A 10,056-nucleotide genomic window follows, 5' to 3' on the forward strand; every position below is an offset into this window, starting at 1 on the left:
TGTTGCCGCCAGTTAGAAAAGACACATTCTCCGCCAGATAGAAATGACACCGCCTCGTGGCAGCGGGGGCAGCGTGGAGCCCCCCAAGCAGCGCAGCGCTGCCCCCGCTGTGGCGCTGCCTTGTCGGCTCTTGCGCCCTCGGACCCGCTGCGCCAGCAGTGGGCTCGGTCACGCCTTTGAAGGACGACCGAGATGCAACACTTCTGTGCTGGCGCTTGGCAGCCCTTAAAAGGTTATTCTACTTCTAATTTGGTGCATCATCGCTTTGAGTGAGTGCTTGCGCAGTGGAGAGTATCGGCCGAAGGCGGTCTGGCGTAATCACAATGGTTGTGCCAGGAGCGCTTGCTGCGAGTACGCGCTCGCGAAACAGAGGGTCAACCTCGATATCGTTGGCGTCGATTGCTTGCTGTGTCTTAGCATCCTGGCCCGGTAGTGGCATACGGAGCCATGTTCCTTTCGACTGAAGTTGATAGACGGTCGGTGTTCTGATGTCGGTGTGGATGATCGCTCGCGCCGCACCTATCTCTCGGCCACGACGTATAACCCGCACCTCCTGATCCGTCGTGCTAACAACTATCGAGAGAGGGCTGACGCCGATCACGTTCGTCCACTGCATCTTCAAGCCTTCCCCGGACTTGGTCATTAGCGGGGCCGCTCCCGTGAGCGCCATCGTTGGCATCGTCGCGAGGCGTGTCACGACCACCAGCATCCCGATCTTCGTCTCTCGAAAGATCAGCCTCGCGAACGCTGGTGGCAGGCGGATGCACCCGTGCGACGCCGGGTAGCCCGGCACGGTTCCGCCATGGAGCGCGACCCCGTCCCAAGTCAGACGCTGCATAAAAGGCATCGGCGCATCGTCATACAGGGACGAGCGATGCGAGACCTTTTTCTGAAGAACCGCATAAATCCCGGCGGGCGTCTCGTGACCACGTCGACCCGTCGACACGGTGGAGATCCCGATCGGTATCCCGTTGCGGTAAAGCGCAGCCCGCTGCGTTCTAAGATTGACGACCAGCAGCATGGGACCGACAGGCGAGACCTGAGGCGCCCAGAGGAACTCGCCAGGCCTCAGCGCCTCGACCATGCGCTGCACCGTGCTTCTCTCGTCTAGCCCACCCGCATGTGCGGGAGAGATCGCGAGCAGCATGGGCAACAGCAGCAGCCCGAACGTCCCGATAAGCAGGCGAAGTCGTTGGTCGCGTCCGAGTTGCACGGCAGAACTCCTCTGCGCGTATCATCCTCGAGGTAGCACCGGATCCCCATCCGTATGTTCCCCGATGTCGAGCTCAAATCTCGAGCGGTATCGCCGACAAGCCGCTTAGCGGCGCAAATCTTTATCGAGGAGAGAAAGAGTGACCGACATGCGCGCAGTCGCCGGCGCCAACGAGCCGCCCCAACCGATCAAGCACGCAGCGATCGACGGCGATCCCTTCCATTGGCTGCGAAGCGAAGTCGATCGCCTCTTCGACATCGTGGGTAAACCCGACGCCACGATGACCTCGGAGGTCGCACCGCCGCTTGCGCTGGATATGATCGAGAACGACGACACCTATCGCATCACGGCAGAGCTGCCTGGCATGAAGGACGACGATATCGAGGTTACGCTCGCCAACGGCGTGCTGACGATCTCCGGCGAGAAGCGGCACGAAGAAGATCGTCAGATCGGCGGCACGCTTCTCAGCGAACGTCGCTACGGGTGCTTCGCGCGCGACGTGCGGCTGCCCGACGACGCGGACCCGGCGCACGTCGAGGCGCGCATCAAGAAGGGTGTGCTGACCATCAATCTGCGCAAGGATGAGCATGCCGCCAGTCGGGTGCGGCGTGTGGAGGTCAAGAAAGATTGATCGACTGCCCGTCGCCGCTTCGCGCGACGGGCACTTCGTCTGGTTAGTGCGTCAGGCCTACCGGCCTAAGAGACCGAGCAGCTCGTGATGCCTCAGCGGTTTTTGTAGCACGGCCACATATCCGCAGCTCAGCGCCGCGCGCTCCAGATCCGGGGTGTGGTGACCGGTGATCATGAAAGCGCGACCGTGCCAGCCGCGCTTTCTGAGGGCGGTGAGCACGCCTATGCCATCGCCATCTGGCAGCCGGTAGTCCGCGACGAGGATACGCGCAGTGTCGATATCCTCGCCGCTAAGGACACGAGCTACGTTGGGGTACGATCGCACGTCGAAGCCCTGCCAGTGGAGCAGAAGCTGCATGGAGCGACGGACAGAGTCGTCGTCCTCGACGACAATCACGGTCCTGGTGGGTGGCTGGTCGTTCATAGAATAAGGCTAGCGCGATGGCTCGAGCGGCGCCCTACGTAGAGTTCCGGTCATCTGCGCCGAGACCGGCGGCGAAGGCGAGCCGGAGCGCGGCTGAGAAGCTGCGGACCTCCAGCTTGGCCATAATGTTCGCCCGGTGAACCTCCACCGTCCGGGGCGAAATGCCGAGGTCGTAGGCGATGGTCTTGTTCGGCAGGCCGGCGGCCAGCCCTTCGAGCACCTCTTGCTCGCGTGGCGTGAGGCGGGCGATCACAACCGCTGCCTCTCTGGCGGCGTCCATCGCTTGATGCCCGTGATCCAGCCTAGCGAAGCCGATCTCGAGTGCGGCGAGAAGCATCGCCTTCTCGAACGGCTTCTCAAGGAATTCGACAGCCCCGGCTTTCATAGCCGCTACCGCGATCGGTACGTCGCCGTGCCCCGTCAAGACGATGATCGGCAGCGTCACGCCCCGCCGGCTGAGTTCCCGCTGCACTTCCAGGCCGTCCATCTCGGGCATGCGGATGTCGAGAAGGATGCAGCCCGGCGGCGCCTCACGAAGGGTCTTGAGGAACGCTGTGCCGGTCTCGTGGACCCTCACGTCGAAGCCCGAGGTTCGCAGCAGGAAGGTCAGCGACCGCCGCACGGGCTCCTCGTCGTCCACGACATGCACCAGTCGGCGCTCGGTCATTGCTCCGTCTCCATGTCGGCGGCCGGGAGAGTGAACGAGATGATCGTGCCGCCTCCGCTGCGAGGCTCGGCCTGGATGCGACCGCCATGCGCCTCGACGATCGTGCGACAGATGGAAAGGCCCAGCCCCATGCCGTTCTTCTTCCCCGACGCGAATGCCTGAAAGAGGCGAGGCGCGATCTCGGGATCGATGCCGACGCCGGTATCGGCGACCGAAATGCGGACCGCATCGTCTTCCCGGCGCGTGCTGACGGTGATGTCGCACGCCTGCCCACCGCGAAGCGCCTCAACCGCGTTGCGGAGCAGATTGACGAGTACCTGCTGGATCTGAACCCGATCCACAAGCACGCGGTCGGCCGAGGGATCGAGGTCGACGAAGCTGCGCACGCCGCGCTCGCGCGCACCGATGAGGCCGAGCTGCATGGCGTCCGTGATGAGTTCCGCGAGCGGTTCGATGGCGCGTTGTGCCTCCCCGCGGCCCACAAAGTCGCGCAGTCGACGCACGATCAGGCCTGCTCTGAGCGACTCCTTCGCTGCCTCGCTTACGGCTTCGCGGAGGAGATCGGTCTCACGCTCGTCTTCGCTGACCAGATCATTTGCGGCTTCGAGGTAGTTCGCGATGGCGGTCAGGGGCTGGTTTATCTCATGAGCAAGCGTGGAGGCCATCGTTCCCATCGCGCTCAGCCGGGAAACGTGGATGAGTTCGGCTTGCAACTCCTTCAACCGCAGTTCGGCACGCTGACGCGCGGTCAGGTCGCGGATGAAGCCGGTGAAGATGCGCCCCGCAGCGCTCCGTGCTTCGCCGACCGACAGCTCCATCGGGAACTCGGTACCGTCCCGGCGCCGGCCCACGACGACGCGGCCGATGCCGATGATCCGACGCTCCCCGGTTTCCATGTACCGTTGCAGGTAGCCGTCATGTCGGGCGCGGTGATCTCCGGGCATGAGGAGGTTGACGTTGCGGCCGAGGATCTCCGCCTCGGTGAAGCCGAACAGGCGCTCGGCCGCTGCGCTGAAGGATTGGATCAGCCCCCGCTCGTCGATCACGACCATGGCGTCCGGCACCGTCGCCAGTACGGAGCGCATGTGCGCTTCGCTTTCCGTGATCATGCGCTCCGCCGCACGCTTCCCGGTCACATCCACGATCGACAGGCCGAAACCACGGGGACGACCGTCGAGCGCCTGTATGGGCGCTAGCGTGATGTCGGCGATGAACTCGGATCCGTCTGCGCGATTGCACCAGTCCTCGGTGCGCCGTGTCGCGGAGGCTTTGCTGAGGGCGACGTACTGTCCGGCCGCAGGCCAGAACTCGTCGAGGCGGCGGCCAAGGGCCTCATCCGCGCGAAGGCCGAAGAGTCGTTCGGCCCCTTGGTTCCAGTAGGATACGGTCAGGTCTGGGGTGGCGAGCAGCAGCGCGCGATCGCTGACGCTGGCCACGAACAGCGCAATGTCTTCGATCTGCTCCGGCGACGGGGCTGCCGACGTCATGCTCATCGTCCGGCCTTCATCTCGGTCTCGAGCCAGCGGATGCGGCCTACGATGGCGACGAAGAAGGCGGTTGACCAGCCCAGCAGGATAATGCCGTTCGCGCTCTCGATGGCGCCGAGGACGCGCCAGTCAGCGCCGAGAACGACGTCGCCGTAGCCGACCGTGGTGTAGGAAGCCGTTGAAAAGTACAGGCATGCCTCCGCGGTGGGCAGCGCATCCACCATCAGGTAGAAGGCGGCGTATAGCCAGATCTCGGCGGAGTGCAGCAGGAAGAGCGCGGCTGCGGCGACGCCGATGGCGACGGCCTGCCGCACCAGGTCGGCCCGATCGGAATGACGCCTGCGGTTCAGGAGCACCATCAGCCCGCCTATCCCTAGCAGATGCAGGGTGCAGGTGGCGGCGACCAGGGCGGTCGCGGTCGCAAGCTCCAGGATCAGTTCCATGACCTACGAGATCCCACGACGATGGCGCGTGAGCCATCCGGGGAATCCCGTAGACGTGCTTGATCAACGCCGGTGCACGAGCAGCATCGGGACCTGGCAGTCCTTCAGCATCTTGCGTGTCACGCCGCCGAAGATTGCCTCCATGGTCCGCGCATGGCCGAAGCCGCCCATGACGATGTAGTCGTAGCCGCGCCCGGCTGCTTCGCAGATCAGCCACTCGCCGACTTGGTCGTAACCGACGGGCTCGCTTCTGACCGTGCTGCGAACGCCGTGTCGGGAGAGGTAGCACGCTGCATCTTCGGCGGTCGTGGCGAGCGAACCGTCGTCGACATAGAAAATCGTGACGGAACTGGCGTGCTGGAGCAGGGGAAGGGCCGCCGCCAGAGCCGCCTCCGCGTCCTGCGAGCCGTCCCAGGCCACCAGCGCGCTGCCCCCGACATCAAGTCTGCGCACGCTCGGCGGCATGGCGAGGACCGGCTTGCCGGTATGCACCAGCACGTCGCCCAGCACGTGGGTCATATAAGGGTACATTTCCCTGGCGTCGTCGGTGCTAAGCACGATGAGATCGGTAAGCCGGGCCCTTCCTTCGATCGTCTGCGCGAGGAAGCCCGTCTGCTCGAGCCAGTCGAACGGCACGTCCTCGTTCTCCATGCGGATCCGCATACGCCGGCCGTGGCGCTGCTCGGCGTCGTGGTCTGCGGTAAGCAGCATGCCGGCCTCGCCGATCGCTGCGTAGTGACCGACGTATTCCGGAATGACCGTCAGGTCGAGGCACGTCACGTGTCCGTTGAGAGCTCGTGCCACCTCGAGCGCGGCCTGAAAACGCGCCTCCTGACCTTCGTCATCGTGGATCAGTAGAAGGACGTTCTTCATCGCAGGTCTCCTCGGCTAGGTGCAAGGAGACGGTAGAAGGCGAAATCTGCCGCCGATATGCGGGTTTTCCCGGAGAATAATCCTCATCGTGGTTTGGCCGTTCTGCGAAGTTCTTCGCGGCGCGCCGACAAAGCGGCTCAAGCGCGCACACCTCGCACTCGGCCGGATCACGGATCGCGCGACACTTAAGGCAGTATGCCTGTGCCAGTTCGTCATGAGGGATCCTGGCGGCGGGGTCGTCAGCGCCGATCGCCATGCCAACCTCCTGGAAGGCTCGCCGTCTCAAGTAGGCGCGCTCGAGCGCGTCCGGGTTGGTGTTCGCGAAGACCGCGGGCGGATTCTCAGTCGTCATGACTCGAACACCTCGGAAAGCAGTGAGCCGTCGAGCATGGCGCACGTCCTTGCAGCCGTCGCACGCACACGCTCGAGCTGTGCGGCAGCGTGAGCGGCGCACATGTTCGGCACGATGTTCTCGATCATGACGTGGTCGCTCTGCTTCATGCCGAACCCGCGCCACAGGTAGACGTCGAAGATCTCTCGCAGCGAGAGCACCTGGCCCTTCTCGCTGAGCCAGGAGAGGGGAAGACCGGAGGTGCTGAACGAGACCAGCGGCTTGCCGGCGAGCGGAAGCTGCCCCTTCTGATCGTGAAGGTCGCGGAACGAGTAGCCCGCGCCGAGCACGCGGTCGACGTAGCCCTTCAGGATGGCAGGAGGCAGACCGTACCAGATGGGATAGACGAGCACGAGGACGTCCGCCGAGCGCAGATGAACCAGCTCCTCCATGACGTCGGCACGCGGTGTCCAGCCGGCAGTGCTCGGACGTTCGTCGGCGCGGAGCACCGGGTCGAAGCCGAGCTCATAGAGGTCCCGGACCACGACGCCGTGACCATGCTCAAGCGCGCTCGAGCGGTAGGCGTCGACGACAGCCCGATCGAAGCTGTGGGGAGAGGGGTTGGCATAAACGATAAGGTGCGAGGGCCTGATCTGCTCGCCTCGTGCTCTGCCCGTAGTGACTAGGCCGTCCATCATCTGCCCCCGACTAGATTGCGCAGGGCAGTCTCCTCCTCGGCGACGCGGCGGACTATGCGTACTTATACATAAGCGGGCTGAAGCCGACCGATCAGCGGGAAGCCCGAGTGCTCCAAGCCAACCAGATCGCCACTGCGACGAGACCGATAGCGTAAGCCTTGCCGATCAGGGGCAGCCGGGCCGTGCCTGCCCGGCCCGTGCCAGCGGCGAGAAGAACGATCGTGACGTGCACGGTCGTGGCGATGGCGATGTGGGTGCCGCCGAGTACGGTGGCCTGCTTCCAAAGCTGTCCACGCTCTAGGTCGAGGAACGCGGGCAGAAGGGCAACATAGAATATGGCGGCCTTCACGTTGAGCAAGTTCGTCAGCAGGCCGCGAGCAAGGAGCGCCGCATCGTCGCCCACGTCCACAGGGTCTCGGGACATCTTCGATCGCCAGGCGTCCCTCGCGAGCCAGAGCATGTACGCGATGCCCGCCCAGCGCAGTGCCTCGTACAGGAAGCGGTGCTCGAGGACCCCTTCGGCGATCCCGAGCAATGACAGCACCAGGTAGAACGACAATCCGAGCGCCACGCCGACGCAGGCGATCAGTCCTGCGCGTTGTCCCTGTTGCCCCGAGACAATGGCGAGATAGCCCATGTTCGGCCCCGGCGTGAGCTCGATCAGCAGCGCGGTGCCTGTGAAGCGCAGGAAGGTCGCTGCCTCGACGCTGCCGCCAAACAGGCTTGCAACCGACATCGCCCGCGCTCCGGCATCTAGCCGACGATGAGCACGGGTCGATCGGTGTGCTCGACGATATCGCGCGTCACACCGCCCAGCAGGATGTCGCGCATGCGTGAGTGAGCGAAGCCGCCAATCGCGATCAGGTCCGCTCGCTTCTCCTTGGCGTAGATGGCGAGCGTCTCGGCCTCGACCTTCCTGTCGTTCACGATCCAGTGCCCTTCCGCCTTGAAGGCGTGCCGTTCGAGATGCCGCTTCACCTCGGCGTGCGCGTCGTGGTCGCGCTCGCACTGCATAAGCGTTTCGCCGACCGTCACGACGTCGATCGTCGCACCCGGAACGGCGAACTGCGTGAGGGCATGCATGGCGCGCGTCGCCTCCGGCGAAGCCTTCCAGCCGAGGACGGCGCGGGTCACGCGCTCGAAATAGCCGCTCTTTGGAAGAATCAATAGCGGTGTGCCGCTCGCGCGGATGAGCGTCTGGGCGACGCGACGCCTCAGCCACGGAGTCGTCCAAGTCTCCACCGCGCCCATCATGATAATGTCGGCCACCTGGCGGCTGCGTCGCAGGTCTCCCGCGAGCCAGGCGACGTCGTCGTGGAAGCCAAAGACCTGAGTCAGGCACTCCGCTCCAGCGAGGCACGTCTCAACGGCTGCGACGTTCGCAGCGTCCTCTCCCATCAGCACGACCTCCGGTACGTACAAAGCTCCAAAGGGCGCGAGCGCGGGCGATGCCATCGGCGCGGGGGTCAGCACGGCGACCTCGAGCGTCGCGTCATGTGCCTCGGCGTACGCCACGGCTGCTTTCAGGAAGGAAGATGCGGCGGAACCGTTGTCCACCACGGCTAGAATACTCTTGATCATGCGTCGATCTCCTCGGCACGATCCTGCGCTGAAGAAAGCAAGTCAGCGCTTCGTAGTTATACGTACTAGGCTCAGATGCCACCGCCATCATGATCACTTGGCCTTGGTGTTAAGCGTGTCCTTCGTGAAGCGGCAGGGGACGTTCCATGGACGTCCGCAGGTGAATGACAGCGAACGCTAGCGGGCGTACTCGCCGAGGCCGCGAGCAACCAGCTCCTCGTTGGAGAGGCGATGACCACGCTTGAGCCTGCTGTTGCCCAGCGTGCGACGGTCCAGCTTCTGACCGGATGAAGCCGGGGAGGGTGCCTTGAAGATGCCGACGGGTTGGGCGGTCCGCGCCGGCTCGTTGTTGTTGCGCTTGGCATGGTGCGGCTGAGCCTGCTGGATGGTGCGCGCCAGCGCCAGCGCGGCGTCGAGATGCTTGTTGTCGACCACAGCAGCCTGGTTCACCCGGCGCATCTTGTCGAACATGCGATAGGGCAGGACCGTGCCCTCGTGCTGGATCTCGAGGCGGCCATCGGGGTACTCGCACACGTCCACCTTCTTGCGCGCGAGCGCCTGCGCCGCAGGGGAGGGCTCCAGGATGAACATGGCCTTGTTGTAGTGCAAGGTGAGGGCACCGGTGACGGTGCGCTGCTCGCGCCAGACCATCTCCGCTTCCAGGTCTTCGTGGATGGCCAGCGGCCGGTGTAGATCGCGCGGGTCGAACGGTGCCATGGCGAACCGACGATTGTGCTGCGCCATGTAGGAGGGGAGGAAGGCGTTGGCTTGGTCGATGGTGGAGATGCGCTGTAGCCGCATCGCCTTGACGAGACGGTCCTGCAGCGTCGCATTGACCCGCTCGACGCGTCCCTTCGCCTGCGGCGAGTTCGCGCAGATCAGCTCGATGTTGAGCCGATCCAACGCCCGGCCGAGGTGGGTCATGCCGTCCCCTTTCGCCGAGGCCGTGTTGTTGCGGAAGGCGCTGTGCTTGTCGGTGTAGAAGGCTACTGGCTTGCCGTGCCGCTCAAGGTAGGTTCGCGTCGCGCGCATGTAGGAGAAGGTGCTCTCGCTCTCGACCATCTCGAGGTGCATCAGCTCGCTGGTGGCATCGTCGATGAAGACGAGCAGCGTGCATTGCGGACCGCGGCCCTCGAACCACCAGTGCTTGGAGCCGTCGACCTGGACGAGCTCGCCGCGGCAGTCGCGCCGATAGCGCGGCTGATACGGGCGAGGGCGCTTGGCCGCACGGTCCTGCCACAGCCCGGCCTCCATCATGATGCGCCGCAGGGTCTCGCACGACAGCCCGATGCCGTGGCGCTCAGCAAGGTACTCGCGCGCCAGCGTCGGTCCGAAATCGGCGTAGTGCTCGCGCACCAGCGTGACCACCTCGGCGCGAAAGGCGTCGCTGTAGCGTCGGTTGCTCGGGCGTCCTCGCTTGCGCGATACCATACCGCTGGCGCCGTCCTGTCGCAGGCGGCCCAGCAGCCGGTACACCTGCCGCCTTGCAAGGCCGAGCAGCTCCATCGCGTCCGCGACCCGGATCTCGCCGCGGTCGAGCCGCATCAGCGTGTCGAAGCGGGTGATCTCAGCAGCACTCATCGCCAGCACCGTCATACAATGCGCGTCCTCGTTGCCAAGAACGGCTATGACACCGGCGACCCGCCGATAGCACCGCAGAGTGCCATTTCTATCTAGCGGGCTGGTGCCATTTGTACTTAGCGCTTACA

12 protein-coding genes are annotated in these 10,056 nt (G+C 64.6%); 1 reads left to right on the top strand and 11 read right to left on the bottom strand.

Translation table 11 applies throughout. The features are described 5' to 3' along the window. Positions 1 to 244: 244 nt before the first annotated feature. Entirely contained in the window at positions 245 to 1,213 is a 969-nt protein-coding gene (locus tag MHZ35_RS17100; RefSeq protein WP_093068473.1) for a L,D-transpeptidase family protein, read from the bottom strand. Positions 1,214 to 1,361: 148 nt separating this feature from the next. Here MHZ35_RS17100 and MHZ35_RS17105 point away from each other — a divergent pair, with 148 nt between their 5' ends. Next, a complete protein-coding gene (locus MHZ35_RS17105; protein WP_093068475.1) occupies positions 1,362 to 1,844 on the top strand; it encodes an Hsp20/alpha crystallin family protein in 483 nt (160 codons plus the stop codon). Positions 1,845 to 1,901: 57 nt separating this feature from the next. Here MHZ35_RS17105 and MHZ35_RS17110 read toward each other — a convergent pair whose 3' ends face one another. The 10 genes from MHZ35_RS17110 to MHZ35_RS17155 all read right to left on the bottom strand — a co-directional run bounded on the left by MHZ35_RS17110 (position 1,902) and on the right by MHZ35_RS17155 (position 9,943). Further along, positions 1,902 to 2,267 (bottom strand): response regulator, encoded by a 366-nt coding sequence (locus tag MHZ35_RS17110; RefSeq protein WP_093068478.1) that lies wholly within the window; start codon positions 2,265 to 2,267, stop codon positions 1,902 to 1,904. Between the two features lie 34 nt (positions 2,268 to 2,301). Further along, positions 2,302 to 2,934, bottom strand: coding sequence for a response regulator transcription factor (locus MHZ35_RS17115; RefSeq protein WP_093068481.1), 633 nt, complete (start codon positions 2,932 to 2,934; stop codon positions 2,302 to 2,304). After that, positions 2,931 to 4,427 carry a PAS domain-containing sensor histidine kinase gene (locus tag MHZ35_RS17120; protein WP_342453545.1) on the bottom strand — a complete coding sequence of 499 codons (1,497 nt, stop codon included), beginning with the start codon at positions 4,425 to 4,427 and terminating at the stop codon, positions 2,931 to 2,933. The genes MHZ35_RS17115 and MHZ35_RS17120 overlap by 4 nt, the downstream gene beginning before the upstream one ends. Further along, positions 4,424 to 4,864, bottom strand: coding sequence for a potassium channel family protein (locus MHZ35_RS17125; RefSeq protein WP_093068486.1), 441 nt, complete (start codon positions 4,862 to 4,864; stop codon positions 4,424 to 4,426). The genes MHZ35_RS17120 and MHZ35_RS17125 overlap by 4 nt, the downstream gene beginning before the upstream one ends. Before the next feature lie 63 nt (positions 4,865 to 4,927). Further along, on the bottom strand, positions 4,928 to 5,737 hold the full coding sequence (locus tag MHZ35_RS17130) for a universal stress protein (RefSeq protein ID WP_093068489.1): 810 nt from the start codon (positions 5,735 to 5,737) through the stop codon (positions 4,928 to 4,930). Then, positions 5,706 to 6,089, bottom strand: coding sequence for a hypothetical protein (locus MHZ35_RS17135; RefSeq protein ID WP_177179236.1), 384 nt, complete (start codon positions 6,087 to 6,089; stop codon positions 5,706 to 5,708). Before MHZ35_RS17135 ends, MHZ35_RS17130 begins: the two co-directional genes overlap by 32 nt. Further along, complete coding sequence (locus MHZ35_RS17140) at positions 6,086 to 6,766, bottom strand: NAD(P)H-dependent oxidoreductase (RefSeq protein ID WP_093068492.1); 681 nt, start codon at positions 6,764 to 6,766, stop codon at positions 6,086 to 6,088. Before MHZ35_RS17140 ends, MHZ35_RS17135 begins: the two co-directional genes overlap by 4 nt. 91 nt (positions 6,767 to 6,857) lie before the next feature. Further along, a complete protein-coding gene (locus MHZ35_RS17145) occupies positions 6,858 to 7,502 on the bottom strand; it encodes a LysE family translocator (RefSeq protein WP_093068495.1) in 645 nt (214 codons plus the stop codon). A 17-nt stretch (positions 7,503 to 7,519) separates the two neighbouring features. Then, positions 7,520 to 8,347, bottom strand: a complete 828-nt coding sequence (locus MHZ35_RS17150) for a universal stress protein (protein ID WP_093068498.1) — start codon at positions 8,345 to 8,347, stop codon at positions 7,520 to 7,522. Positions 8,348 to 8,524: 177 nt separating this feature from the next. After that, positions 8,525 to 9,943, bottom strand: a complete 1,419-nt coding sequence (locus tag MHZ35_RS17155; RefSeq protein WP_093068500.1) for an ISNCY family transposase — start codon at positions 9,941 to 9,943, stop codon at positions 8,525 to 8,527. Positions 9,944 to 10,056: the final 113 nt, after the last annotated feature.

This window comes from Sphingomonas sp. ACRSK, from assembly GCF_022346685.1.
Taxonomy (GTDB): Bacteria; Pseudomonadota; Alphaproteobacteria; order Sphingomonadales; family Sphingomonadaceae; genus Sphingomonas; species Sphingomonas molluscorum.

Excerpts from the sequence above, each read along its gene's own strand:
- MHZ35_RS17105 (WP_093068475.1), top strand. The coding sequence starts at position 1,362 with ATGCGCGCAGTCGCCGGCGCCAACGAGCCGCCCCAACCGATCAAGCAC.
- MHZ35_RS17110 (WP_093068478.1), bottom strand. The coding sequence starts at position 2,267 with ATGAACGACCAGCCACCCACCAGGACCGTGATTGTCGTCGAGGACGAC.
- MHZ35_RS17115 (WP_093068481.1), bottom strand. The coding sequence starts at position 2,934 with ATGACCGAGCGCCGACTGGTGCATGTCGTGGACGACGAGGAGCCCGTG.
- MHZ35_RS17120 (WP_342453545.1), bottom strand. The coding sequence starts at position 4,427 with ATGAGCATGACGTCGGCAGCCCCGTCGCCGGAGCAGATCGAAGACATT.
- MHZ35_RS17125 (WP_093068486.1), bottom strand. The coding sequence starts at position 4,864 with ATGGAACTGATCCTGGAGCTTGCGACCGCGACCGCCCTGGTCGCCGCC.
- MHZ35_RS17130 (WP_093068489.1), bottom strand. The coding sequence starts at position 5,737 with ATGAAGAACGTCCTTCTACTGATCCACGATGACGAAGGTCAGGAGGCG.
- MHZ35_RS17135 (WP_177179236.1), bottom strand. The coding sequence starts at position 6,089 with ATGACGACTGAGAATCCGCCCGCGGTCTTCGCGAACACCAACCCGGAC.
- MHZ35_RS17140 (WP_093068492.1), bottom strand. The coding sequence starts at position 6,766 with ATGATGGACGGCCTAGTCACTACGGGCAGAGCACGAGGCGAGCAGATC.
- MHZ35_RS17145 (WP_093068495.1), bottom strand. The coding sequence starts at position 7,502 with ATGTCGGTTGCAAGCCTGTTTGGCGGCAGCGTCGAGGCAGCGACCTTC.
- MHZ35_RS17150 (WP_093068498.1), bottom strand. The coding sequence starts at position 8,347 with ATGATCAAGAGTATTCTAGCCGTGGTGGACAACGGTTCCGCCGCATCT.
- MHZ35_RS17155 (WP_093068500.1), bottom strand. The coding sequence starts at position 9,943 with ATGACGGTGCTGGCGATGAGTGCTGCTGAGATCACCCGCTTCGACACG.